Annotated in this window: 23 protein-coding genes and 1 pseudogene; 11 read left to right on the forward strand and 13 right to left on the reverse strand. The window is 73.6% G+C overall.

Annotation, left to right across the window (positions count from 1 at the left end; translation table 11 throughout):
- Positions 1–184 precede the first annotated feature (184 nt).
- Entirely contained in the window at positions 185–1,399 is a 1,215-nt protein-coding gene (locus EKH77_RS03775; RefSeq protein WP_126913014.1) for a hypothetical protein, read from the forward strand.
- Between the two features lie 4 nt (positions 1,400–1,403).
- On the opposite strand, the gene EKH77_RS03780 is transcribed toward EKH77_RS03775, so the two are convergent.
- Entirely contained in the window at positions 1,404–2,399 is a 996-nt protein-coding gene (locus tag EKH77_RS03780) for a DUF6528 family protein (RefSeq protein ID WP_126913015.1), read from the reverse strand.
- 186 nt (positions 2,400–2,585) lie between these two features.
- Here EKH77_RS03780 and EKH77_RS03785 point away from each other — a divergent pair, with 186 nt between their 5' ends.
- Together EKH77_RS03785 and EKH77_RS03790 are read left to right on the forward strand one after the other, a co-directional pair.
- Complete coding sequence (locus EKH77_RS03785; RefSeq protein ID WP_126913016.1) at positions 2,586–3,803, forward strand: cytochrome P450; 1,218 nt, start codon at positions 2,586–2,588, stop codon at positions 3,801–3,803.
- A gap of 10 nt (positions 3,804–3,813) precedes the next feature.
- Entirely contained in the window at positions 3,814–4,380 is a 567-nt protein-coding gene (locus tag EKH77_RS03790) for a cupin domain-containing protein (RefSeq protein ID WP_126913017.1), read from the forward strand.
- On the opposite strand, the gene EKH77_RS03795 is transcribed toward EKH77_RS03790, so the two are convergent.
- On the reverse strand, positions 4,322–4,768 hold the full coding sequence (locus EKH77_RS03795) for a nuclear transport factor 2 family protein (RefSeq protein ID WP_126913018.1): 447 nt from the start codon (positions 4,766–4,768) through the stop codon (positions 4,322–4,324). The genes EKH77_RS03790 and EKH77_RS03795 overlap by 59 nt on opposite strands.
- Positions 4,769–4,881: 113 nt before the next feature.
- Between EKH77_RS03795 and EKH77_RS03800 the strand changes: the two genes are divergently transcribed.
- On the forward strand, positions 4,882–5,457 hold the full coding sequence (locus EKH77_RS03800; RefSeq protein ID WP_430980971.1) for a TetR/AcrR family transcriptional regulator: 576 nt from the start codon (positions 4,882–4,884) through the stop codon (positions 5,455–5,457).
- On the opposite strand, the gene EKH77_RS33620 is transcribed toward EKH77_RS03800, so the two are convergent.
- The 3 genes from EKH77_RS33620 to EKH77_RS03810 are packed head-to-tail and all read right to left on the reverse strand — an operon-like array spanning position 5,433 to position 6,152.
- On the reverse strand, positions 5,433–5,561 hold the full coding sequence (locus tag EKH77_RS33620) for a DUF6126 family protein (protein ID WP_229357789.1): 129 nt from the start codon (positions 5,559–5,561) through the stop codon (positions 5,433–5,435). The genes EKH77_RS03800 and EKH77_RS33620 overlap by 25 nt on opposite strands.
- Positions 5,562–5,616: 55 nt before the next feature.
- A complete protein-coding gene (locus EKH77_RS03805) occupies positions 5,617–5,961 on the reverse strand; it encodes an ArsR/SmtB family transcription factor (protein WP_126913019.1) in 345 nt (114 codons plus the stop codon).
- 5 nt (positions 5,962–5,966) lie between these two features.
- Complete coding sequence (locus tag EKH77_RS03810) at positions 5,967–6,152, reverse strand: hypothetical protein (RefSeq protein ID WP_126913020.1); 186 nt, start codon at positions 6,150–6,152, stop codon at positions 5,967–5,969.
- 207 nt (positions 6,153–6,359) lie between these two features.
- Between EKH77_RS03810 and EKH77_RS03815 the strand changes: the two genes are divergently transcribed.
- Positions 6,360–8,189 carry a glycosyltransferase family 2 protein gene (locus EKH77_RS03815; protein WP_240667207.1) on the forward strand — a complete coding sequence of 610 codons (1,830 nt, stop codon included), beginning with the start codon at positions 6,360–6,362 and terminating at the stop codon, positions 8,187–8,189.
- A 133-nt stretch (positions 8,190–8,322) separates the two neighbouring features.
- Entirely contained in the window at positions 8,323–10,224 is a 1,902-nt protein-coding gene (locus tag EKH77_RS03820) for a galactose oxidase-like domain-containing protein (protein WP_126913021.1), read from the forward strand.
- A gap of 19 nt (positions 10,225–10,243) precedes the next feature.
- Here EKH77_RS03820 and EKH77_RS03825 read toward each other — a convergent pair whose 3' ends face one another.
- Both EKH77_RS03825 and EKH77_RS03830 read right to left on the reverse strand, forming a co-directional pair.
- Positions 10,244–11,305, reverse strand: a complete 1,062-nt coding sequence (locus tag EKH77_RS03825; RefSeq protein ID WP_126913022.1) for a glycoside hydrolase family 6 protein — start codon at positions 11,303–11,305, stop codon at positions 10,244–10,246.
- A gap of 109 nt (positions 11,306–11,414) precedes the next feature.
- Positions 11,415–12,491, reverse strand: a complete 1,077-nt coding sequence (locus EKH77_RS03830) for an ATP-dependent DNA ligase (protein WP_126913023.1) — start codon at positions 12,489–12,491, stop codon at positions 11,415–11,417.
- Positions 12,492–12,569: 78 nt separating this feature from the next.
- On the opposite strand from EKH77_RS03830, the gene ligD reads away from it, so the two are divergent.
- Positions 12,570–13,583 (forward strand): non-homologous end-joining DNA ligase, encoded by a 1,014-nt coding sequence (gene ligD / locus EKH77_RS03835; protein WP_126913024.1) that lies wholly within the window; start codon positions 12,570–12,572, stop codon positions 13,581–13,583.
- A 154-nt stretch (positions 13,584–13,737) separates the two neighbouring features.
- Positions 13,738–14,244, forward strand: coding sequence for a hypothetical protein (locus tag EKH77_RS33325; protein WP_206279813.1), 507 nt, complete (start codon positions 13,738–13,740; stop codon positions 14,242–14,244).
- Positions 14,245–14,341: 97 nt separating this feature from the next.
- On the opposite strand, the gene EKH77_RS03845 is transcribed toward EKH77_RS33325, so the two are convergent.
- The 3 genes from EKH77_RS03845 to EKH77_RS03855 all read right to left on the reverse strand — a co-directional run bounded on the left by EKH77_RS03845 (position 14,342) and on the right by EKH77_RS03855 (position 16,934).
- Positions 14,342–14,539, reverse strand: coding sequence for a DUF5302 domain-containing protein (locus tag EKH77_RS03845; protein ID WP_126913025.1), 198 nt, complete (start codon positions 14,537–14,539; stop codon positions 14,342–14,344).
- A 103-nt stretch (positions 14,540–14,642) separates the two neighbouring features.
- The gene (locus tag EKH77_RS03850; RefSeq protein ID WP_240667208.1) at positions 14,643–15,227 is read right to left on the reverse strand and encodes a hypothetical protein; all 585 of its coding nucleotides are present in this window, start codon (positions 15,225–15,227) and stop codon (positions 14,643–14,645) included.
- A 279-nt stretch (positions 15,228–15,506) separates the two neighbouring features.
- The gene (locus EKH77_RS03855) at positions 15,507–16,934 is read right to left on the reverse strand and encodes a HEAT repeat domain-containing protein (RefSeq protein ID WP_126913026.1); all 1,428 of its coding nucleotides are present in this window, start codon (positions 16,932–16,934) and stop codon (positions 15,507–15,509) included.
- Between the two features lie 331 nt (positions 16,935–17,265).
- On the opposite strand from EKH77_RS03855, the gene EKH77_RS03860 reads away from it, so the two are divergent.
- Positions 17,266–18,837, forward strand: a complete 1,572-nt coding sequence (locus tag EKH77_RS03860) for a PP2C family protein-serine/threonine phosphatase (protein WP_126913027.1) — start codon at positions 17,266–17,268, stop codon at positions 18,835–18,837.
- Positions 18,838–18,892: 55 nt separating this feature from the next.
- Here the strand turns inward: EKH77_RS03860 and EKH77_RS03865 are convergent.
- Positions 18,893–20,379, reverse strand: a pseudogene (locus EKH77_RS03865) (DNA-binding protein NsdB).
- Between the two features lie 235 nt (positions 20,380–20,614).
- On the opposite strand from EKH77_RS03865, the gene EKH77_RS03870 reads away from it, so the two are divergent.
- Positions 20,615–21,721: an aminoglycoside phosphotransferase family protein gene (locus tag EKH77_RS03870; RefSeq protein WP_126913028.1), complete on the forward strand. Its 1,107-nt coding sequence runs from the start codon at positions 20,615–20,617 to the stop codon at positions 21,719–21,721.
- 259 nt (positions 21,722–21,980) lie between these two features.
- Positions 21,981–23,978 carry an N-acetylmuramoyl-L-alanine amidase gene (locus EKH77_RS03875; protein WP_430980972.1) on the forward strand — a complete coding sequence of 666 codons (1,998 nt, stop codon included), beginning with the start codon at positions 21,981–21,983 and terminating at the stop codon, positions 23,976–23,978.
- A 107-nt stretch (positions 23,979–24,085) separates the two neighbouring features.
- Here the strand turns inward: EKH77_RS03875 and EKH77_RS03880 are convergent, their stop codons facing one another.
- Both EKH77_RS03880 and EKH77_RS03885 read right to left on the reverse strand, forming a co-directional pair.
- Positions 24,086–24,586, reverse strand: coding sequence for a hypothetical protein (locus EKH77_RS03880; protein WP_126913029.1), 501 nt, complete (start codon positions 24,584–24,586; stop codon positions 24,086–24,088).
- A 94-nt stretch (positions 24,587–24,680) separates the two neighbouring features.
- Entirely contained in the window at positions 24,681–24,920 is a 240-nt protein-coding gene (locus EKH77_RS03885) for a DUF397 domain-containing protein (protein ID WP_126913030.1), read from the reverse strand.
- Between the last annotated feature and the right edge of the window lie 68 nt (positions 24,921–24,988).

Raw genomic sequence — 24,988 nt, forward strand, 5'->3', positions numbered from 1 at the left:
CCGCCCAGCAGGGCGCGTCCACCGGCCCCGGAGGGGCACACACCGCGCGCGGGCCATAAGTACGGCCATGTCGTGATTGGCGGTGCCGGGGGCCGGACAGGGGTGGGGAATGCGGGCCGCGACGCGCGGACCGGAGCCTAGAGTTGCGTCACGGGCTCCCGAAACGGCCGGAAGGAAGAACGCGTTGGATCAGCCGACCCATGGTTGTGTTCTGCTGCTGGACGGCACTCCCGACCGGCGGCGGGGCGCCCTGCCGAACCCGACCGCCCACGCCATCGCCGGAGCGAACCCCCGTGGCTTCCTCGCCGCCGCCTCGGCCGACGTGGTGCAGCTCCCCGCCATGGCCGGCCCCCAGAGCGTCCTCGCCTACCTCCAAGACGCCGTCCGGGTGCCCGGGCCGCTGCTGATCTGGATCACCGGCCATCTGATGGTCCCGACCCGCCGCGGCACCGGACTGCACCTGGCGCTGCGCGAGAGCACCGCCGCGACCGTCCGCTACACCGGGCTGCCCTGGGAGTGGCTCACCCGGACCCTGCGCGAGCACGCGGGCCCCACGCTGCTCCTCGTCGACGCGGAGGCCGACGCCCACGCCTGGCCCCACGTGACCGCCGCCGCCCACGACGGCCGGCTCGCCGACGGCCTGGCCCTCCACGGGGTGATCACCCCCACCCCGCCCAAGCCCTCGCTGGAGGCCGGGCCCTACACCCGGGCCTTCCTCACCGCCCTGTCGGTGGGCCACCCCACGGCCGGGCCCGCGCTCGACCCGGCGCTGCCACATCAGCTGGCGCTGGCTCAGGCGACGCTCCCCGAGGGCTTCCTGCCCCTCCAGTACGGCGACGCCGGGCCCGTCCTCGCCAACCGGGCGGCCCCGCCGCGCGCCACGGCACCGCCCCGGGCCACGCCCGCCGCCGAACCCGCGCCGACCGCGTCCGCACCGGCCGTCCCCGCCCTCCCCGCGCCGGTGTCGGCGCCGGAGGCGGAGGATCCGCTGCCGGGCATCCTCGCCGCCGCCCACGCCGGGCGGCACAACGAGGCGGCGGCCATGGCCGCCGCCTGGGAGCAGCAGGCGCTGCGCCGCCACGGCCCCCACAGCCCCGAGGCCGCCCTCTGGATCGAGGTGAGGGCCGACCTCGCCCGCCTCGCCGGGGACCATCCGCGCGCCGCCGAGCTGTGGCTGTCGGCCGCCTCCCACCGGCTGGACCGGGGCGGCCCGGCCGACGCGGAGGCCCTCGCCGCGCTGAAACGGGCCCACTACTGCTGGCAGCACAGCGGCGACCGGGCGGCGCTCCTGGCGCCCGCGCTGCTCGCGCTGTGGGAGCGGGTGCCGGACAGTGACGAGGCCGCCGCCGACGTAAGGGCACGGCTGACGGGGGAGCTGCCGCCGGTGGGGTCGCGCTAGGTCCTCACCCGCGTCGGGTCGTCCACCAGCGGGCCTTGTACATGCCGCCGCGCAGCAGGGTCCGGGTGCCGTCCGGCCGGTAGAGGACCAGCGTGGTGGTGCACCACGAGCAGGAGTGGCCCGGCTCGGGGCGGGAGATCAGGATCCGGCCCGTGGCGGGGTCGTCCCCGACGCTCTTGACGTCCGGGCCGCTGATCCTCGACTGGAGCGGGTAGCCGACGAACGCCTGCTCCCCCGTCGCGTACTGGTACACCGCCGACGCCGTGGCCACCCACAGGTGCCCCGGTCTGCTCAGCACGGGCGCCAGGTCGTGCCCGCCCCGGGTGGGCAGGTCCACGCGCCGGACGACGGTCAGCTCGGGCTCCCCGGCGGAGCCGCCCACCCGCAGGGCGACGAGCTGTCGGCTGCCCAGCGCCCACAACAGCCGGGTGCCCGGGTCCCAGTGCACCCCGTGCGCCCCCGGGAGCGGCACCTGCGCGTGGTCCGTGGCGCGCGGGCCGGCGGAGGCCGCGTACACCCGGACATAGCCGCCGGTGCTCGCCGCCACGGCCACGTTCCCGTCGGGCAGCAGGTCGATGCTGTGGGCGTTGCCGGTACCGGTGTCGGCCGCCCAGTACACCTCCCGGTCCGGGTAGCCCACCACGGCGGCCAGTCCGCCGGAGGCCGTGGCCAGCAGATAGCGCCTGCCGTTCAGCGACCGGAACTTGACCTCGCTGGGGTTGGTCCACGTCGTGCCGGGGTCCAGGTCGGACAGTTCGGACCGGCCGTCCGCGCTCCACGACCAGAGCACCCCCGGGTCGTCCTCGTCCTGGGCGTCCCACCGCGTCCGCGCGGAGTCCAGGACGTACACGGACCGCGTCGCCTGGTCGGCCGCCACGATCGGCGCGGCCGCCGCGCGCTCCCCCGCCCGCCCCGCCCGGGCGCCCGCCACGCCCGGTGCCGCGAACGTCAGCACCCCCGCCAGCAGCAGGGCCACCGGCCCGCTCACCCCTGTGTTCACGTCGCACAGCGTCGGGCCGCACCCCCCGGACGGACGCGGCACCACGCCCGCGCGTCACGCGAACGGCCCCGCCGTGACGTGGGCCGGACGGGTGATTTCCCCGGCGCGGCCCGCCGCGCGTGCCCGTTCTGGGGGAGCGTGTCTGTCGGACGGACGTGCTCGCGGCCCGGGTGGGAGTACTTATCGATGACGACGACCGATTCAGCGCAGGAGCGGTTCCCCGTACGGTTCTGGGACGTGGGGGACCTCCGGGGGCTGGACTTCGACCCCTTCATGGCGGCGCAGCTGCGGGACGAGCCGATCTCGCGCGTGAAGCTGCCCAACGGCGAGGGGCACGCCTGGTTCGTGACCCGCTACGAGGACGTCAAGTTCGTCACCTCGGATCCCCGGTTCAGCCGGCAGGCGGTGCTGGGCCGCCCGATCACCCGGCTCGCCCCGCACTTCATCCCGCTGGACGAGGCCGTGGGCTTCGCCGACCCGCCCGAGCACACCCGGCTGCGCAAGGCCGTGGCCAGGTCCTTCACCACCCGTAGCCTCGAGCGGCTGCGGCCGGGCGCCCAGCGGGCGGCGGACGAACTGCTCGACGAGATGGAGCAGGAGGGGCCGCCCGCCGATCTGATGGAGCATCTCCACGGGCCGCTGCCCCTGGCCGTGATCAGCGATCTGATGGGCGTGCCCCAGGCCGACCGGCGGCAGATGGCGCTGTGGACGAACGTCATCCTCTCCGCCGGGTACGGCCGCGAGGCCAGCGAGCGGGCGAAGAACGGGATGGCGACGTACTTCACCGACCTGCTGGCCCAGCGGCTCGCCGAGCCCCAGGAGGACCTGGCGGGCGAGCTGGCCGACGCCACGGCCCAGGGCGGACTCAGCACGGAGGAGGCTGTGGCCATCGCCCTGCTGATCCAGGCGAGCGCCGCCCACGCCGTGCGCAACAACAGCGCCAACATGGTCTACGCCCTGCTGACGCACCCCGAACAGCTGGCCCGGCTGCGAGCTGAGCCGGAGCTGCTGCCGCAGGCCATCGAGGAGCTGCTGCGCTTCATCCCGCACCGCAACGCCGTGGGGCTGGCCCGGATCGCGACCGAGGACGTCGAGGTCGCCGGGGTGCCGATCAAGGCCGGTGAGGTGGTGCACTCCTCCTATCTCACGGCCAACCGCGACCCGCGCGTCTTCGACCGCCCCGACGAGCTGGACTTCGACCGGGAGCACATCCCGCACCTGTCCTTCGGGCACGGGCCGCACTTCTGCCTGGGGTCGATGCTGGCCCGGCTGGAGGAGGAGATCATCCTCTCCACCCTGCTGCGGCGCTTCCCGGAGCTGCGGCTGGCGGAGCCCGTGGAGAAGATCCGCTGGCAGCGCAGCGCGCTCATCCGGGGCCCGGAGAACCTTCCCGTCACCTGGTGAAAGGCTCCCCATGACGCTCATCGACGCCTCCGACGGTCTGGTCGTGCCCCCGGGCGAGGGCCGGACGCTGGTCACCGCTGCCCAGCGGGTCACCTTCAAGGTGACCGGGGAGCACTCGCGGGCCGCCTCCAGCTTCGAGGTGGTCGTCCCCCCGGGCTTCGACGTCGGCGCCCACCGGCACACGCGCAGCGAGGAGCTCTTCTACGTGCTCGAGGGCGAGCTGGACGTCCTCGCCTTCGAGCCGCGCGTGCGCACCCGGGACAACTGGCGGGAGTGGGAGTCCGCCAGTGGTCAGCGCTGTGTCAGGGCCACCGCCGGCACGGTGATCGTCGTGCCTCCGGGCTGTCCGCACGCGTTCGCCAATGTGACGGGCGATCCGGCCCGGATGTTCTTCCAGGCGTCGCCGCCGCCCGATCACGAGCGGTATTTCGAGGAGCTCTTCGAGATCCTCGACTCCGGGCCGGCGGTGGACCACGAGGCGATCGCCGAGCTCCGCCTCCGCTATGACATCGAGCAGCTCACGCCGCTGCGGATGACGCCTCCGGGGGCAGGTGGAGGCGCCGCTGCCGCTCGGTGATGGCGACGTCGTTGATGCTCGCGTAGCGGCGGCGCATCAGGCCGTTGGGCGCGAATTCCCAGTTCTCGTTGCCGTGGCTGCGCCACCACTGGCCGTCCGCGTCGTGCCACTCGTACTCGAAGCGCACGGCGATGCGGTCGTCGGTGTGGGCCCACAGCTCCTTGCGGAGGCGGTAGCAGAGCTCGCGCTCCCACTTCTCGCGGAGGAAGGCGACGATCCGCCGACGGCCGGTCAGGAACACGTCGCGATTGCGCCACTCGGAGTCCTCGGTGTAGGCGAGCGCGACCCGCTCGGGGTCCCTGGTGTTCCAGGCGTCCTCGGCGGCGCGCACCTTCGCGAGGGCGGTCTCGGTGGTGAACGGCGGGACCGGCGGTGTGATCTCGGGCATGGTTCTCCCCTTGTCCATGGGCCGTACAGAGTGGAGAACGATCGTTCTCCGTGGTGTGCGGTAGCGTAGGGAGAACGATGGTTCTCGCGCAAGCGGCACGAAGAGGGAGAGCGATGAAGGCCATGGCGGCGGAGGCCGAGGTGCGGGTCCTGGACGCGGCCGAGGAGCTCTTCTACGCCCGGGGGCTCCAGGCCGTGGGGATGGACGCGATCCGAGGGGCGTCAGGGGTCTCCCTCAAGCGCCTCTACCAGCTCTTCCCCTCCAAGGACGTGCTGGTGGAGGCGTATCTGCGGCGCCGTGACGAGCGCTGGCGCGCGGCGCTGGCGAGCCACGCGGAGGCGCTGCCCGCCGGGCGGGAGCGGGTGCTCACGGTGTTCGACTGGCTGGAGCGCTGGTTCGCGGAGGACGGCTTCCGCGGGTGCGCGTTCGTGAACTCCTTCGGCGAGCTGGGGGGCGTCTCCCCGGCCGTGGCGGAGGCGGCCCGGGCGCACAAGGACGCCTTCCGCCGCTACCTGTGCGGTCTTGTAGCGGAGGCGGGCGCGCCGGCTCCGGTGGGCGGCCAGATCGCCCTCCTCGCGGAGGGCGCGATCGTGACGGCGGCCGTGTCGGGCGACCCGGGGGCGGCCCGGACGGCCCGGGAGGCGGCGTCCGTCCTGCTGGGCGGCTACTTGGCGTGCGAGCCGAGGTAGAAGAGCAGCCAGATGAAGCCGGCCAGGACGTGGCCGAAGACGATGTAGATCAGCACGCGCCAGCCCACCGCCTTCTCGGCGTACTTCTCGGAATCGTGGGTCATGGCCGTATCTCTCCGGTCGTCGTGGTTCGTCCTGCTCGTGGGCGTATGGATGAGGTCATCGCTCCGCCGCGTTCTCCGCGCCCCGCAGCTCCGTGAGGAGCTGCTCCTGGCCGCTGAGCACCTGGGTCAGGATGCGCCGGGCGGCGCCGAGGAGCTCCGCCACGTCCCCGCCGGCCAGGGCGTAGACGACGGTGGAGCCCTCGCGGGTGGCGGTGACGATGCCCGAGCGGCGCAGCACCGCGAGCTGCTGCGAGAGGCTGGAGGGTTCGATCCCGATCTCGGCGAGCAGGTCGCGCACCGGCATGGGCCCGTTCTGGAGGAGCTCCAGCACCCTGATGCGCACCGGGTGGCCGAGCATCCTGAAGAATTCCGCCTTGGCCTGGTACAGCGGCACCTTCACGCCGTTCAACTCCCACCCCGCTCGTCGTCCTCGTCCGTGGTGATGCCGTGGGCGAGGGCAAGCCGCAGGGCGTCGTCCAGTTCGTCCTCCGCGACCGCGGCCGCGTAGACGTCCCCGGCCGCCCGCGCGGCCGCGAGGTCGGCGCGCGCGGCGCGCACCCGCTCCCGCATCGCTTCGGCGAACGCACTCACGACGGCCCCCTCGCTTACTCGTCCGGCTCTTCGCAGACCTGGTGAATTGAAGAATTACGCAATTCTAGGCCGCGCGGGCGAACAGACCGTAGCCCTCGGCTGTGCAGGTGATGTGATGCCGGTTTTCGGGGCGTTCATCACATGATCGTAGGTCCGTTTTGTTAGGTTTTCTCCCACTGTCCCTCCTGGTCCGACTGGGGGTCTGTGGTGGCGATCTCGACGAGCGAGTCCCGGCTGGCGGCGGCCCGCGGCCGCCCCGACGGCGCGGTGCCCGCCCCCGGCGGCGCGGTGGGCGACACCGGGAGCCTCGGCCCGGGCGCGCCGGGGGTCCCGGCACCCGCCGGGCCCGGCGGGACCGCGCCCTACGACTACGCGCGCTACAGCAGACTGGCCGGGCCGCTCACCGAAGCCCCCGACAGCGGCTACCGGGTGCGCTACCGGCGCCTCCTGGGGCCCGGCCGGGGCGGCGGCGTCAAGGTGATGCCGCTGGTCGCCGCGGGCCCGCTGGTCTGCCTCGCCCTCCTGCTCTGGCTCGTCTCCCCCGGGCACTGGCTGTACCGGCCCTACGTCAGCGGCTGGGAGCGCGCGCTCGACACCGTGATGCTGGTCTCGATCGGGCTGATCGAGCTGTTCCGGGTCGTCAACGTCGCCTCCAACGCCCACGCCACCTGGGCGGCCCGGGACCCCGTCCCCGTCCGCGCCCGGCCCGGCACCCGCGTCGCCTTCCTCACCAGCTTCGTCCCCGGCAAGGAACCGCTGTCCATGGTCCGGGCCACGCTGGAGGGGGCGGTGCGCATCGAGCACGACGGGCCGCTGGACGTCTGGCTGCTCGACGAGGGTGACGACCCGGAGGTGAAGCGGCTCTGCCGGCGGCTGGGCGTACGGCACTTCTCCCGCAAGGGCGTCGCCCGCTGGAACCAGCCCTCCGGCCGCTACCGGGCCCGCACCAAGCACGGCAACTACAACGCCTGGCTGGACGCGCACGGCGACGCCTACGAGTTCATGGCCTGCGTCGACACCGACCACGTGCCGCTGCCCAACTTCCTGGAGCGGATGCTCGGCTACTTCCGCGACCCCGACGTGGCGTTCGTCGTCGGCCCGCAGGTGTACGGCAACTACACCACGGCGGTCACCAAGGCCGCCGAGAGCCAGCAGTTCCTCTTCCACGCCCTGATCCAGCGGGCCGGCAACGCCTACGGCTCGCCCATGTTCGTCGGCACCAGCAACTGCGTCCGCGTCGACGTACTGCGGCAGATCGGCGGCCTCTACGACTCGATCACCGAGGACATGGCCACCGGGCTGGAGATCCACCGCCGCCGCAACCCCGCCACGGGCCGCCGCTGGAAGTCCGTCTACACCCCCGACGTCCTCGCCGTGGGAGAGGGCCCCTCGACCTGGACGGACTTCTTCAGTCAGCAGCTGCGCTGGTCGCGCGGGACGTACGAGACGCTGCTGCGGCAGTTCTGGCGGGCGGCCTGGTCCCTCTCCCCCGGTCGGCTGCTCAACTACGGATTCATGGTGGCCTACTACCCGATGGCCGCGCTCAACTGGGTGCTGGGCGCCCTGACCTGCGTGCTCTTCCTCGGCTTCGGAGCCTCGGGGATCTCCGTGGAGCCGTCGCTGTGGCTGATGCTCTACTGCGACGCGGCCGCCCTCCAGATCGGCCTGTACGTCTGGAACCGGCGCCACAACGTCAGCCCCCACGAACCGGCGGGCTCCTCCGGGGCCGCCGGCATGGTGATGTCCGCGCTCTCCGCCCCCCTGTACGCGCGCTCGCTCGCCCAGGCCGTGCTGCGGCGGAGCTCGCGCTTCGTGGTGACGCCCAAGGGCGACTCGGCCAGCCCCGACCGCCTCGCGACCTTCCGCACCCATCTGCTGTGGGCCGGGCTGTTCGCCCTGTCGCTGGCCGCCTCCTGGGCGCTCGGCCACGCCCACGCGGCGATGCGGTTCTGGGCGCTGCTGGCCCTGGTGACCGCCCTCGGCCCGGTCGCCGTCTGGCGGACCGGCCGCCGGCGGGAACGGCGCCGGGCCTGGTGAGGGGGGACGCGCGCACCGCGCGCGGGACTCGTACGAGCGATGGGACGTGGATGCGGTGAGGTTCCCGAGGAAGAGATTCCCGACGGCGAGGTCCTGGGCCCGGTTCCGGGCGAACAGGAAGGCGCGCAAGGCGGTGCTGGGCGCCGGTGCCACGCTGGCCCTGATCGCGGCCAACGGCCCGGCCGCCACCGGCTTCGCCGAGCGGGCCTGGCACGAGTACACGATCAACCAGGAGTCGTACAAGATCCGGTACGGGCACTGGGACGTGGTGGACGTCCCCTCCCGGTTCCGGATCAACGCCATTCACGCGGCCCTGCTGCACACCGGCAAGGTGCTGCTGATCGCCGGGTCCGGCAACGACGAGAAGAACTTCCGGGCGGGGACCTTCCAGAGCGTCCTGTGGGACCCGGCGCGCAACACCTTCCGGGAGATCGACACCCCCAAGGACATGTTCTGCTCGGGCCACGCCCAGCTCCCCGACGGCCGGCTGCTGGTCGCGGGCGGCACCGCCCGCTACGAGAAGCTCACCGGCGACGTGAAACGGGCCGGCGGCGCGATGCTGGTGAAGAACGAGAACCCCGACGCCCCCCGGACCTTCCCCGCCGGCACCGTGTTCGTGGGCTCCACCGGCAAGCGCTACCGCACGCTCCTGCCCGTCCTCGTGCCGCGCGCGAAGAAGAACGTCGTCGAGCAGACCGACCGCGCCCCGAAGAAGGTCACCGTCACCGCCGCCCAGGCCCGCGTCTACGTCGAGGCGGTCACCGACGGGGAGCGGGGCATCACCCAGACCGCCGACCAGTACCGCGTCCAGGGGCTGCGCGGCCGTGACGCCCAGGACCTCTACGGCCTCGCCGCCAAACTGGGGCTGGACAAGAAGGACTTCCAGGGCCTCAAGGACGCCTACGAGTTCGACCCCGTCGCCGAACGCTACGTCAAGGTCGACCCGATGTCCGAGGCCCGCTGGTACCCCACCCTGGTCACCCTCAAGGACGGCCGGGTCCTGGCGGTCTCCGGGCTGGACGACATGGGCGAGATCATCCCGGGCAAGAACGAGATCTACGACCCCAGGACCCACAAATGGTCCCCGGGCCCCAACCGCTACTTCCCCACCTACCCCGCGCTCTTCCTCACCGCCGGCGGCCGCCTCTTCTACTCCGGCTCCAACGCCGGCTACGGGCCCGCCCACGCGGGCCGCACCCCGGGCCTGTGGAACGTGGACACCAACGCCTTCGTGCCCGTACCCGGCCTGGAGGAGCAGGACATGACGGAGACCTCGGCCTCCGTGCTGCTGCCCCCGGCCCAGGACCGGAAGGTGATGATCATGGGCGGCGGTGGGGTCGGCGAGTCCCACGAGTCCACCGGGCGGACCGCCATCGCCGACCTCCGCGCCCCGGCCCCCCACTATGTCCCCGGCCCCGACCTCCCCCAGGGCACCCGCTACCTCAACGCCGTGCTCACCCCCGACGACCGGGTCTTCACCTCCGGCGGCTCCAGCGACTACCGGGGCAAGCGCGGCTCGGACATCCTGCGCGCCCAGTTCTACGACCCCAGGACCCGCGCCTTCGAGACGGCGGCCGCGCCGGCCGTCGGCCGCGATTACCACGCGGAGGCCCTGCTGCTGCCCGACGGGCGGATCGCGGTCTTCGGCTCCAACCCGCTCTTCGCGGACAAGGACGACACCCGCATGGGGGTCTTCGAGAAGCGCATCGAGGTGTACACGCCGCCGTACCTCTACCGCGCCCACCGGCCCGCCCCGCCCACGGGCCCCCTCCGCGCCGCCCACGGCGCCACGCTCGTCCTGCCGGGCACCGACGCGGGCGAGGTGGCGACCGCCCGGCTCATGCGGCCCAGCGCGGTGACCCACGCGACGGACGTCGAACAGCGGTCCGTCGCGCTGCCCCTGACCAACCGCGGTGGGGCGGTGGCCGTGACGATCCCGCAGGATCCCTCACTGGTGCCGGGCGGCTGGTACATGCTCTTCCTGACGGACCGCGCGGGCACGCCGTCCCGCGCGGCGTGGGTGTACGTGCGCTGACGTTCCTCCGGCCCCTCCGTCAGCCCGGTGTCGTCGCGGCCGCCAACGGCGGCCGCGCGGGCGTCGCTTCCCCCGGCGGCCTCGCCAGGCCCAGCGCGTACTCCGACCACCAGTGCCCGGCGGGCGGCGCCCCCCGGCAGCTGCCGTCCGACTCCCCCGGCCGCTTGACCCACACGAACGCGTCGACCCTCGCGTCACCGGTCGCCGTGGTCGGGGGCGTGCCCAGTGCCCGTCCCGGCGGATTGCACCAGCTCTCCGCCCCCGGATCGTCGGTCCTCAGCGGCCCGTTCCCGTTGCGGCTGGTGTCGATGATGTAGTGGGCCCCGCCCAGCCGCGCGGAGAGCCGGTCGCCGTACTGCCGCGTGACGGGCGTCGTATGGAAGTTGGAGACGTTCAGCGCGAAGCCGTCCGCCGCCCCGACCCCGGCCCTGCGCAGCGCGTCGGCGAGCAGCGCCTGGTCCGAGATCCAGCCCGCGTTGCCCGCGTCCACGTACACGGACACCCCCCGCCGGGCCTTGAGCGTCCGTACCGCCTCGGCCAGCAGCCCCAGCCGCTCGCGTGCGGCGGCCTTCGGCAGGCAGCCGGAGGCCCACTGGGCGACCGCGTCGGGCTCCAGCACCACCCAGGCCCGGTGCTCGCCGATGCCGGCGGCCGCGCGGGAGACCCAGGCGCGGTAGGCGGCGGCCGTGGGCGCGCCGCCCGAGGAGTACTGGCCGCAGTCGCGGTGCGGGACGTTGTACGCCACCAGCAAGGGGATCCGGGAGGCGCGCTCGGCCTCCTCGGTGACGTGGGCGGCCTGGGCCCTGGGGTCGTCGCTCGTCAGCCAGACGGCCGTCGGCTGCTCCGCGATGCGCCGCACCGCCTCGGCGTCCCCGTCCCGGCCCCGCTCCTCCCAGGTCCGGGCCTGTTTGCCGGCCCGGCCCGACGGTTCGACCCAGAACGGCGAGTCCGCGCCGTCCCCGGGATCCGTGGCCGCCGCGGGGCCGGGCCCCCAGGCGAGGCACACGGCCCCGGCGCACACCAGGACCGCCGCGCCGTACCGCGCGCCGGCGCGGAAGCGGACCGTACGGGCACCGGTCATGAGCGTCACCTCTTCAAGCCGGTATCAGGTGGTCGTACCAGCGTGAAATATGGCGACTCGTCAGGCGCGCATTGGGGCGGCCGTACGGGGCGTCGTTGCTCCGGAAGGTCTACCGGGCCTCCGGCTCACCGCCGAGGACCCGCGCGAGGTCGTACCGGACCGGCTCCTCCAGCTGGTCGTACGTGCAGCTCTCGGGGGTGCGGTCCGGGCGCCACCGGCGGAACTGGGCGGTGTGGCGGAAGCGGTCCCCCTGCATGTGGTCGTAGGCGACCTCGACGACCCGCTCGGGCCGCAGGGCGGTCCAGGACAGGTCCTTCTTGCCGGTCCAGCGGCTGGGGCCGCCGGGGAGCCGGCCGGCGGCCTGGGCCTCCGCGTCCGCCCAGTCCTGCCAGGGGTGGCCGGTGGCGTCCGGCATGCGCAGCGGCTCCAGTTCGGCCATCAGCTCCTGGCGGCGGCGCATGGGGAAGGAGGCGCACACGCCCACGTGCTGGAGCCGGCCCCCGGCGTCGTACAGGCCGAGCAGCAGCGAGCCGACGACCGGGCCGCTCTTGTGCGGGCGCAGCCCCGCGACGACGCAGTCGGCGGTGCGCTCGTGCTTGACCTTGACCATGACGCGTTCGCCCTGCCGGTAGGGCAGCCCGGGCGGCTTGGCGATCACCCCGTCGAGGCCGGCGCCCTCGAACTGCTCGAACCAGCCCCGGGCCACATCGAGGTCGTGGGTGACGGGCGCGGTGAAGAGGGGGGCGCGCGCGTCGCGGAGCGCGTCGGTGAGGGCCGCCCTGCGCTCGCTCTGCGGGGTGTCGAGGAGCGAGACGTCGCCGAGGGCGAGCAGGTCGAAGGCGATCAGGCTCGCCGGGGTGACCTCCGCCAGATGGCGCACCCGGGAGTCGGCGGGGTGGATGCGCTCCAGGAGGGCGTCGAAGTCCAGCCCGCCGCCGCGCGCGATGACGATCTCCCCGTCGAGGACGCAGCGGGCGGGCAGTTGTTCGAGGAGGGCGCCGGTGAGCTCGGGGAAGTAGCGGGTCAGCGGTTTGCCCGTGCGGCTGCCCAGTTCGATCTCGGCGCCGTCGCGGAAGACGATGGCCCGGAAGCCGTCCCACTTGGCCTCGTACTGCATCCCGGGCGGGATGGTGGCGGCGGACTTCGCCAGCATCGGCCGGACCGGGGGCATCACCGGAAGGTCCATGGTCGTGATTGTGCGGGCGGGCCCGGGCGCCCGCCCGCCGACAGGCGCCGTCCCGCCGCCCGGCCTAGCGTGAAACGCATGGCAGAGGCGCTCGAGCTCACCGTCGGCGAGCGGACCGTACGGCTGTCCAACCCGGACAAGGTGTACTTCCCCCAGCGCGGGTTCACCAAGTACGACCTCGCCCGCTACTACCTGAGCGTCGGCGACGGCATCGTACGGGCCCTCAAGGACCGGCCCACGACGCTGGAGCGCTATCCGGACGGGGTGGAGGGCGAGTCGTTCTTCCAGAAGAGGGCGCCCAAGAACCTGCCCGAGTGGATCCCGACCGGGCGCATCGCCTTCCCCAGCGGCCGGTACGCGGACGAGATCTGCCCGGGCGAGCCGGCCGCCGTGCTGTGGGCGGCGAACCTGGGCTGTCTGACCTTCCACCCCTGGCCGGTACGGCGGTCGGACACCGAGCACCCCGACGAGCTGCGCGTCGACCTCGACCCCCAGCCGGGCACGGACTACGCCGACGCGGTGCGGGCGGCGCTGGAGCTCAAGGACGTCCTGGAAGGGCTGGGTCTGGTCGGCTGGCCCAAGACCTCGGGCGGGCGGGGCCTCCACGTCTTCGTGCCGATCGCGCCCCGGTGGACCTTCACCCAGGTGCGGCGGGCGGCCATCGCGGTCGCCCGGGAGCTGGAACGGCGGGCGCCGGAGCGGATCACCACGGCCTGGTGGAAGGAGGAGCGCGGCGAAAAGATCTTTGTCGACTACAACCAGACCGCCCGGGACCGGACCATCGCCAGCGCCTACTCCGTGCGGCCCCGGCCGCACGCGCCCGTCTCGGCGCCGCTGCGCTGGGACGAGCTGCCCGATGCCGTGCCCGAGGACTTCGACCTGGCGACGATGCCGGCCCGGTTCGCGGAGGTCGGCGATCTCCACGCGGGCATGGACGAACAGGCCTGCGACCTGGAGGCGGCCCTGGAGCTGGCCGCGCGCGACGAGCGCGAGCACGGCCTCGGCGATCTGCCCTATCCGCCGGAGCACCCGAAGATGAAGGGCGAGCCCAAGCGGGTGCAGCCCAGCCGGGCCCGGAGGACCGATGACTGAACGGACGGCCGGCGCACGCCGAACGCGGCCGGAGGAGCACCCGGATCAGCCATCCGGGCCGTCCATGCGGGCCGTCAACTTGATTTGTGTTTATGGCGACATTTCATGTGGAACCCGGTCAATGCGTGATCCACTTCGCATCGAGGGAGTTCCCATGATCAGTACACTCGCGATCCGCAGCAGAAGGGTCTCGGCCGGTGTGATCGCGGCCGTCACCCTCGGCGGTTCCCTGCTGGCCGCCGCCCCCGCCGCCCACTCCGCCGATGCGCCGCCGGTCCCGCCCATCCGGCCGTATGGTGCGGTCGTCTCCAACACGGGCATCAACGAGCGCGGCTTCCCCACCACGGACTCCGCCGTCAAGGGCGTGCTGAAGTACCGCACCCAGGTGGCCCTTCGCTGCAAGGCCCACGCCCAGGACGTCGCGGGCAACCCCGTCTGGTACCTGCTGCGGGACCGCAACACCTGGGTCTCGGCGAAGTACGTGGAGAACACCGGCGCCGTGCCCGTCTGCAAGAACGTCAGCAAGGGCATGCTGGAGGACGCCCAGCAGACGCGCCCGCAGAACGTCCGCCCGCCGCAGCCGGCCAGGCCCTCGCAGCCGGCCCGGCCCCCGCAGTCCCGCAGCGCCGAGGCCGAGCAGCCCTCCGGCCCCATGGGGTGACGTCCCGCCCGGCGGCACCGACCAGTCCGGGCTCCCGGACTGGTCAGGCCATGGGCCGCGGCGCCGGGCCGCCGGGCGCGGTCAGCCGCTCAGCCGCTCAGCCGCTCTTGCGGCGGAACGAACGCTGCCCGCCCGCCTTGCCGTGAGTGCCATGGATCTTGGAGCCGTCACGGCCCCGGCCGCCGGAGGCGCCTTCCGGCGATTTCCCGCGTTTGCGGTCCAGCGCTTCCCGGAACTTGCGCCTCACGTCGTCCTCCTGCCCCTCCGGGGCCTGGGAGCTTCCGTCGTCCGCCATTGAAACCTCCTGGTCATAGGGGCCTTCGCCACAGCTTGACACACACCGGCCGGGCTCGGCCGCCCGTTTTCCGGGCCACCGGGCCACCGGCGGACGGCCGGTGTCAGCGGACCGTCTGATCGCCGTCGGGCACGTCCTCGACGCTCACCCGCGCCGACGCCGGCAGACCGAGCCCGGCCGCGACGGCGCGCGCCAGCCCCTCCGGGTCGGGCCGCGTCGGGAAGGGCACGGTCTCGCCGTCGCCGTAGGCCTCGATCGCCTTGGTGAAGTACGAGGGGGCCCAGGCGCCGACGGCGCCCCTGACCTCGACGGCGAGCACCCGGCGCCCCGCGACCCGGCGCCGGACGGCACCGAGGATCTCGTCCGAGCGCAGCTCACCGGGCACCCGGAACAGGCTGGCGTGCGCGCCGACTTTCGCTCCGCCGCTCAGCCGCACGGTGACGGTGAGACAGCTGGTGACGCTGGGGTAGAGGATCGTCCGGCCCCGGGCGGCCTCGGCGACCTGCCCCTCGGTGATGCGGACGGGCTGCCCCTCGGCGGTACGGGCCGGCTCTCGCGCGGCGGTGCCGGCCGGCTCGGCGGCCATGGCCGCCGTGGGCCACAGGGCGAGCGCGGCGGCTCCGGCGAGCAGGGCGCGGCGGGAGGGGGCGGACCCGGTGGGGACGCCCCTGGATGCTGATCGTGACATACCGTCAGCTTCCCAGCCCGCGCGGAGCGGCAGGGAACCGGGTCAGGGCCCGGAAGACCCGGGCCCCCCGCGGGGCCCGGCCGTCCCGGGGAGGGAACCCGATCCCGTTGCGGGGCCCGCCGCCCAGAGGCGGGGGCCGACGTCCGGAGGCGGGGGCCGACGTCCGGAGGCGGGGCCCGCCGCCCAGAGGCGGGGGCCGGCGTCCGGAGGCGGGGCCGGCGTCCGGAGGCGGGGCCGGCGTCCGTTGCCCGGTGCGGACCGGGGAGCCGGCTTCGGCGGTCAGACCGTCGGAGCCTCCGGCTCGAAGCGGCTGCGCACCGCCGTCTGCACCTCCGCCTCCTCGGCCGGATCGGAGGCGAGCCTGCGCAGCTGGTCGACGACGCGGGCGTCGGCCGTCGTCGCGTGGCGGGCGGCCAGTTCCCGGGTCGACTCCTCGCAGTCCCACAGGCACTCGACGGCGAAGCCCGCCGCGAAGGAGGGGTCGGTCGCGGCGAGGGCGCGCGCGGCCCGGCCCCGCAGATGGGACGAGGCCGTCTCGCGGTAGATGTGGCGCAGCACGGGCGCCGCGCAGGTGATCGCCAGCCGGCCGGCCCCGTCGACGAGGTCCCACAGGACGGGCGCGTCGCAGCCCTCGGTCCGCACGGTGCGGCGCAGGGCGGCGAGGACGAGCGCGGAGTCGTAGGCGGCGCCCCGGCAGGCGAGCATCCCGGCCGCGGCCGCGCCCAGCGCGTTGCCCCGGTGGATCCAGGCGCGGGCCCGTTCCAGGGCGGCCGTGCTGCGCATCCGTTCGAAGGCGGTCACGGCGGCCGAGGAGACGAGCTCGCCGGCGTCGGCGGCGGCCGTCTCGATGAGGTCGAGGGCCTGGGGGTCGTGGTGCTCGGCGAGGTAGCGCAGGGCGGTGGCGCGGGCGGCCTCGGGGCCGAAGGCGGCGGCCTCGATGATCTCCAGGCGGTCCTCGGGCCCGGCCACGGCGGTCAGGCAGCGGGTGGCCGGGACGTGGCGGTGCTGGGTGGGGTGGGCGTCGAGGCCCTGCTGGGCCCAGTCGAGGACCTCGCGCACGCTCCAGCCCGGGCGGGGGCCGGTGGGGCGCAGCTGGCGCTGCCAGCGGTCGAAGGAGCCCTGCTCCCGGGCGGCGCGCACCCGGGCCGCGGTGGCGGGGGCGCGGCGGTCGTCGGCCCACAGCCGCCAGGGCCGGGGCTCGAAGGCGTCGCGGACGGCGGCGGCCAGCGCGGCCTCGCCCTCGGGGGTGTGCGGGAAGCGGGCCAGGACGGGGGCGGCCAGGGCACGCAGCCCGGCGTCGTCGTCGCGCAGGGCCAGCTCGTCGAGGGCCCAGGCCCAGTTCCCGCCCGTGGCGGCGTAGCGGCGCAGCAGGACGAGGGCGTCGTCGCGGCCGTAGGAGGCGAGGTGGCCGAGGACGGCCAGGGCGAGGCCCGTGCGCTCCTCGGAGGTGTCGATCAGGTCGTCCGGGTGGAAGAGGTGCTGTTCGATCTCGCCGAGCCTGCCGCCGAGGTCCAGATAGAGGCGCGCGTAGTAGAGGGAGCGGTTCTCCACCTGCCAGTCCCGGCGGGGGTCGCGGAGCACGCAGTGGTTCAGCGCCGCGAGCGCCTCGGCCCGCGGCGCCGCGAGGGCATGCAGGGTCCCGTCGCCGCGGCCTCGCTGGAGGAGGCCGAGCAGGGTGCCGCTGGGCGCTATGTCTGGATCGAACATGGGGTCAGCATCCGGTGCGAGGAGTCGGCTGGCAACGGGATTTCCTTCCGGACGGCATTCTTGCCGGTGTCCACCTGTGCTATGCCTGGTGAACTGTGGAAACTCGGGTACTCCCAAGCGCCGCAGCCTACCCGGAGCGGTGGGTTCCGCGGAGTGCCGCCGGAAATGTCCCACCCATGCCATCGGCATATGCCTCAAGCACCACCGTATCGGGTATTGCCAAAGCCCTTACAGCCCGTCGCTCCCTGTGCCACAGTCGTGACAGCAGTCCTGCCGGCCGCTCCAGCGGATCCCCGGAGCCGGCCGCGCCCCGCCTGTATCGGAGTACGTGATGCCGTCCCCACAGTCCGCGGACCGTCCCGCCGCCGAGCCGCCCGAGCGCGGCCAGGTGGACGCGCTCATCTCGCAGACGCGGCGGCTCAGAGGCGGCATCGACGCCGTGCGCCGGGAGGCGGTGGCGAGCGCGGAGGCCTCGGACGACCCCCGGCTCCACTGGCAGCGCGCCCTGTGCGAGCTGGCCGCCCACCACGCGGACGATCTCGGCGAGCAGCTGGGCCAGCTCCGCGCGGGCCTGCCCACGTCCCGGCGCGCCGGGGCGGGGAGCGGCACGACCGCCTCCGCCGGGGCCGGGGGCGGCACGAGCGTTTCCGCCGGGGCGAGGGGCGGCACGGCGGCCCGGGGTGCCGGCACGGCCACGCGCGTCGCGGAGGACGACCGCGCGGGCGGGGACGGGGACGGCCTCACGGCCGGGAACGGCCCGACGACGCCCGGCAGGGTGGGCAGCGCCGAGTGGAACCTGCTGACCGACGAGGTGGCGTGGACCGACGAGCTCTTCGCGCTCTTCGGCCGCCGCCCCGAGGACGGCGCGCTGACCCTCGACGAGCTCCCCTCCACCCTCCTGGAGGAGGACACCGGGCTGCTGACCACGATGGTCACCGACTGCCTGGTGGACGGGAAGCCGATCGACGGGGAGTTCCGCATCGTGCGCGGCGACGACGGAGCCGTGCGCACGGTGCACATGATGGGCGAGCCGGTGCTCGACGCCGACGGCTGCACGAGCTCCATGTGGGCCGTGCTGCGGGACGTCAGCGATCTGCGGCGCTTCCGCCAGGAGGTGCACGAGACCCGTGACTCGGCGCACCGCCGGCGGGATGCCGCCCGGACCGAGCACCGGCTTGCGGTCGAGTTGCAGGAAGCCGTGCTGCCACCGTGGCGCGGCTCCCTGCGGCTCCCGCAGAGCTTTCCCGCCGGCCCCGAGGCCCCGGGCGGCGGCGTCCTCGACCTGGCCGGGCACTACCTCCCGTCCTCGACCAGCAGCCTCATCGGCGGCGACTGGTTCGACGCGATGGAGCTGCCCGGCGGCCGGACGCTGCTGACCGTCGGCGGCCTCACCGGCCGGGGAGTGGCCGCCACCTCGACCATGGCCATGCTGCTGGGAGCGGTGCGCGGCATGGCGGTCTCCGGGGCCGAGCCCGGCCCCCTGATGGGCTGGCTCAATCACCTCCTGGAATCCTCCGCCCAGCCCGCCCTGGGCAGCGCGGTCTGCTGCCGCTACGAGCCCGCCTCCGGCACCCTCCTGTGGTCCCAGGCCGGCCACCCCGCCCCGCTGCTCTTCCGCGACGGGGCGGGCCGGGCGCTGCGGCCCCCGGAGGGCGTCCTGCTCGGTGCCATGACGGATGCCGCCTATGCGCAGACCGAGGAGCGGCTGCTGCCCGGCGATGTGCTGCTGCTCCACACCGAGGGGCTGGCGGACCGGTCCGGGGCCCGGCGGCTGCTGGAGCTCGCGCCGCGATTCGCCATGGCGGACACCGCTCAGGACTGCCTGCGGGCCGTACTGGAGGAGTTCGGCGACAAGGAGCGCGAGGACGACGCGTGCGTGCTGATCGCCCGTATCGGCTCATAGCCTCACAGGCTCATAGTTGACTGCTCATAGTTGACTTCCGCTGAGCGGGCTCGGGTCATACGGCCGTCGGGCGGTTCTTTCCCGGAGCCTTGGACAGGGCCCGCTGGATGTCCTCCCGCAGAGGTGAGAGGGCGGGGAAGTCCGAGTACTTCCCGGTGAGCCGGTACATCTCCCGCAGCCGGTCCCAGGTGCGGTGGGAGGACGTCTCATTGATGGTGGTGAGCGCCATCCGGGCGAAGGTGTCGGCCTGCTCGGGGTCATTGCCGATGAAGCAGGCGGACGCCATGGAGATGTAGTCGAAGATCATCGACCGCTGGCGCTGCCCCCGCGGAGCTCCAGCGCCCGCTTGGCGTGCTGCTGGGCGACGGGGGCGGCCGTGGGATCGTGCTCGGCGAGGGTGCGGTAGGCCAGGGCCTGCATTCCGTGGAGATCCGCCTCGTCGAACATCTGCATCCAGCTCGGCGGGGTGACATCCCCCTTGTCGGCGACGAAGAGATCCTCGGCCTCGCCGAGCGTCCGCCGCATGGCCTGACCGCGCCCCATCGAGGCCTGGGCCCAGGCCTCGACCGTGTAGAGCATCGCCCGGGTGCGCGGCAGGGTCTCGGGGCCGGAGCCGGACTTGGCGAGCTTCATCAGATCCATCGCCTCGTCCGGCCGGCCCAGGTGGACCATCTGACGGGCGCAGCGGGAGAGGGCCTCGCCGGCCCTCGGGCGGTCCCCGCCCTCCCGGGCCGCGTGGGCGGCGATGATGAAGTACTTCTGGGCCGTGGGCTCCAGGCCCACGTCGTGGGACATCCAGCCGGCCAGCACCGCCAGATTGGCGGCGACCCCCCACAGCCTGCGCTGGAGGTGGTCGGGGTGGCGGTAGGAGAGCATGCCGCCCACCTCGTTGAGCTGGCCGACGACGGCCTTGCGCTGGAGCCCGCCGCCGCGCTGGGCGTCCCAGACCCGGAAGATCTCGACCGAGTGCTCCAGCGCGTCGATCTCGAGGGAGCCGACCGGGGCCGCCTCGTAGCGGTCGAAGGCGGCGGGGTCCGCCTGCGCGGCCTTGAGGCGCAGGGGATCGTCGAAGTGCGGGGCGTCGGAGGCCAGGACCGGGTCCGCGTGGAGCCAGTCGTGCATCGCGCCACTGATTGCTGAGCCTGCGGCGAGCGCGGCGCCCGCGCCCACCAAGCCGCGTCGGTTGAGCATGAGGTCCATTCCCGTGAATTCGGTGAGGACCGCGGCGGTCCGCTCGGGCGGCCAGGGCAGCCCGTCAGGGGTCTGCGCCTTGCCGGCGCGCCCGCGCCGGCCGAACCCGAGGTCCTCGATGGTCACGACACGGCCGAGTCGCTCGGTGAACAGGGCGGCCAGCACCTTGGGCACGGGATCGCGAGGGGACTCCCCCATGTCGATCCAACGCCGTACCCGCGAGGTGTCGGTCGCCAGCTGCGGATGGCCCATGGCCGCCGCCTGCCGGTTCACGAGTCTCGCGAGCTCGCCCTTGGACCAGCCGGCCAGGCCGAACAGGTCCGCGAGGCGGGTGTTGGGTTCCCTCGTCACGTCAAGCCCCCAGGTTCCTCGGCTGACTTGAAGGTACTCGGGCCGTCATGGGCCAAGCGAGTATTCGCCAGGGTTCGCCAGGGTGCGCCACATGGTGTGCCACCCGCGATCGGGTGTGATGTAGGAACGCGCAACCCCGGCCACCCGGCAACCCGGCCGCATTCCCCAGGGTGCCCACGGGACCGGGGACCGGGTAGCGCCGCAATTCGCCGACACGAAGGGACCTGTTCCGCTCATGTATGCAGCCTCGACCTCCGTGTCCGCTCCGCCCCGGCCGCTCCGCCCCCAGCAGAGCGGCGGCGGCCCGTACCTCGATCCCTCCCACGCCGTGGGGGCCTCGTTCGGGGGCGGGCGGGCGCGGAGGGCCCCGGGGCCGGGCACCCAACCGCTCAGCGGGAGAATCGACTTGTCCGGCCCCCAGGGCGCGCAGCTGCGCACGGTGATCTCATCGGTCCATCGCATCTGCCCCGAGTTCAACCCCGTCCAGGTGCTGCGCCGGGGCGGGCGCTCCGTACTCCTGGTCGGCACCACCGGTCGGAGTACGGCCGTGGCGAAGTGTTTACTGGACCATTCCTCCGCATGGGCCGAGCGATTCCGTCATGAAATAGCCACATATCGGGCGTTTGTCCGGCATCGCCCCCCGGTCCGGGTCCCGCGGCTCATCGCCGCCGATCCGGAGCACTGCACCCTGGTCATCGAGCGGATGCCCGGCCGGCCCGCCGCCACCCAGCGGCACCCGGTGGACACCCTGCCCCGCGCGGACGTCCGGGCGGCGCTCGGCGCGATCTGCCGGGTCAATCTCTGGCGGCCGCCCGCCGGGATGTTCGACATGCCGCTGGACTACGGCAAGCGCATCGCCCGCTACCACGAGCTCGGTCTGCTGACCGACCGTGACATGGGCGATCTCCAGAAGCTGCTCCACGGCCTGGCCCATGTCCAGGGGCAGTTCTGCCATGGCGACGCCCAGCTGTCCAATGTCCTGCTCTCCCCCGCCGGGCCGGTGCTCGTCGACTGGGACCACGCCGGCTGGTATCTGCCGGGGTACGACCTGGCGACGCTCTGGACCGTCCTCGGCGACGCCCCGCTGGCACGGCGTCAGATCAGCCAGCACGCCCAGCAGGCGGGGACGACCTCCCGGGACGCCTTCCTGGTCAACCTGATGCTGGTCCTCACCCGGGAGATCAGGACGTACGAGACGGCCGTCCAGCGCTCGATGCACGAGCCCGCACCGCCCGGCACCACCCCCGAGTCCGGCGAGGAGCAGCGACTCCTGCTCCGCCGGCTCCACGACGACTGCGCGATGGCCCGCCGGGCCGTCCGGGCCGCCGTCGGTACCCGCTGAGGGGCCGGACCGACACGCCGTTCCGCCGACTTACGGCGTGTCGGTGCTCGCCCGGACGGGCGAGCACGGCTCCGGTGCGTCACCTCGCCCGCGTCGGGAAACCCCCGGCGCGGGCGTTGACGTGGATTGCGCCCGCCACCCAGTCTGATGAGCACCACTCCAGTCATATTGACGGATCGTCTTCCCGGGCTTTGCTCTTGGTAAGTTCGGTCCATCAGCACTCCAAGCGCTCGGCACGGCCCGTCCCGAGGAGGCCGCATTGCGAGGATCCGTACCGGAGTCACGACGGAACGCCAGGACCGGCAGACGAAGAAACCATCGGACGCGGGTGTTCGGTGCGGTCGCCTCGGCGGCCCTGCTCCTGCCGATGGCCACGGCCGGCCCGGCCGCCACGGCGGACAAACCCGCCGCCGGCGCGCTCCAGCGGGAGTTCGCCCAGGCGGCCGCCCGCTACCACGTACCCGGCAGTGTGCTGCTCGCCGTCTCCTATCTGGAGTCCCGCTGGGACAGCCATGGCGGCGCCCCCAGCGTCACCGCCGGCTATGGCCCGATGCATCTCACCGACGCCGCCACCGCCCTGGCCGCCGCCCCGCACCACAGCGACCCCGGCGAGGACGCCCGGGGTGATCTCGCCCGGCCGCGTGCCGCGGGCCGCCGCGCGATGGACGTCCCCGCGCCCGCCGCCCTCCCGGCCCGGCTGCGCACCCTGGAACGGGCCGCCGAGCTGACCGGACGCTCCCCCGAGGAACTCCGCGCGAGCACCGCCGCCAACCTCCAGGGTGGCGCGGCCCTGCTGGCCGCCGAGCAGAAGCGCCTCGGCCTGCCGCCAAGCGGTGACGCCGCCGACTGGTACGCGGCGGTGGCCGGCTACTCCGGCGCCACCGACGCCGCCACGGCGACCACCTTCGCCAACGACGTCTTCGACGTCATCCGCAAGGGGCAACGGCGCACCACCGACAGCGGCCAGGCGGTCGTCCTGCCCGCCGCCCCCCGGGTCGCCCCCCACGCCGAGCAGCTGCGCCGGCTGGGGCTCGGCACCCTCCCGTCCAGGGGCACCGAGTGCCCGGAGTCGGTGGCCTGCGAGTCGATCCCGGCGCCGTACCAGCGGCTGGAGGGCAAGGACTACGGCAATCACGACCTCGCCGACCGGCCCGCCTCGCAGAGGGTCGACTTCATCGTCATCCATGACACCGAGGGGACATGGGAGACGACGATCAAGCTGATCAAGGATCCGGCGTATGTCTCCTGGAACTACACCGTGCGCTCCGGGGACGGCCACATCGCCCAGCACGTGCCCACCAAGGACGTCGCCTGGCACGCGGGGAACTGGTATGTGAACGCCAAGTCCGTCGGCATCGAGCACGAGGGCTTCCTCGCCCAGCCCGACGCCTGGTACACCGAGGAGATGTACCGCACGTCGGCCCGGCTGGTGGAGTATCTGGCGGACAAGCTGGACATCCCGCTGGACCGCCAGCACATCCTGGGCCACGACAACGTCCCGGGCACCGTCCCGTCGACCATCAGGGGCATGCACACCGACCCCGGGCCGTACTGGGACTGGGCGCACTACTTCGACCTGATGGGCCAGTCCTTCGAGGCGACGGGGAGCCCCCTCAGCGGGATGGTCACCATCGCGCCCGACTACGAGGACCACCAGCCCGTCTACACCGGCTGCGCCAAGCCGGGCGAGAAGTGCTCCCCCCACGGTTCGGGTGCCGTGCGGCTGCACACCGCCCCGCGTGAGGACGCCCCGCTGATCCAGGACATCGGTCTGCGCCCGGATGGCAGCCCGTCGACGATCGACGTCAACGACACGGGTGCCCGCGCCTCCACCGGTCAGCAGTTCGCCGTGGCCGAACGGCAGGGTGGCTGGACGGCGATCTGGTACCTGGGCCAGAAGGCGTGGTTCCGCAACCCCTGGTGGGATCCGACGGCGGTGGGCGCCCACGGCCGGCTGATCACTCCGAGGGAGGGCCTGGCCGAGATCCCCGTGTACGGGCGCGCCTACCCGGAGAAGGAGGCCTATCCGGCGGGCGTTCCGGTGCAGACCGTGACGCCGTTGCCGTACAAGCTGCTCGCCGGGCAGTCGTATGCGATGGGGGCGACCTCGCCGAGCGAATACCTGTGGGCGGCGACCTTCGAGCCGTCGGGCCACCGGATCGTCCGGGGCAAGGACGTCTACTACGAGATCCAGTTCGGGCACCGGGTGGCCTTTGTGAAGGCCACCGACGTGGAGGTCCGCTCCTCCAGGTGGTAGCGCCCCGGTACGGCGGGAGCCCGGCACGCGACGGCGTGCCGGGCTCCGCTGGTTCGTGGGGCCGGTCAAGGTCCTGGCCGGCTTGGAGTCCTAACCGGTCAGGAGTCCTAACCGGCCTGGAACATCTCGGCCGGGAGGGGCTTCAGCAGCTGGTAGAGGTCGTCCGTGATCGGCCGGTCCCAGCTGGCGATGGTGACGAGGACGCCGTCGCTGCGGTCGAACTGCGTGCAGGAGATCCGGCTCTCGGAGCACTTCAGGCGGCGCACGATGAGGAGGTTGTCCTCGTGCATGACGGGCACGTCCTCGGTCTCCACCACCTGGACCGGCTCGTCGTTGCCGAGAGCGGCCAGCAGCTGGGCCACCTCGAAGGGCACCTGGCCCTCGCCGAGCTCCCGGGCCGGGGACCCCTCGGGCAGATTGCCGATGATCATCGCGGGACCGCGGCCGCCGAACAGGTCGTAGCGGAGGAAGACCCCCTGGCAGCTGCCGTCGGGCGCGGGGAGCAGCCCGGCACCGAGATCACCCGGCCAGTCACCGGGGTCCATGGCGAGGACGTCGAAGTCCGGCCCGGTGGGGGTGGCGGCGCTGCGGCGGCGGAGGAAGGACATGCCCACATCGTACGTGCCCGCCGCGGCGCCGTGCCGCCGGGGAACCCGTCGGGCGGGTCCCTCCACCGGGAGCCGACAGCTCCGGCGGGCCCGGTCAGGTGAGGTCGAATTCCCCGGCCCGCGCGCTCAGCATGAACGCCCGCCACTCGCCCGGCGAGAAGATCACCGCCGGGACGTCGGGGTCCCTGCGGTCCCGCAGGGCGATGTAGCCCTCCACGAAGGCGATCTGCACGTTGCCCCGGCTCCCCCGGTCGCTCGACTGCCACGTGGCCGTGGCGAGGTCGAGGTCCGGCCTCATGTCGCCCGCCAGTCGTTCGGTCGTGCTGTCCGCCACGTCCGTACCCCTTCCGGCTCGTCGTCGCCGCCCACACTAGCGAGCGCGGCCGGTGCCCGACAGGCCCC

The organism is Streptomyces luteoverticillatus (assembly GCF_003970715.1).
Classification (GTDB): Bacteria; Actinomycetota; Actinomycetes; order Streptomycetales; family Streptomycetaceae; genus Streptomyces; species Streptomyces abikoensis.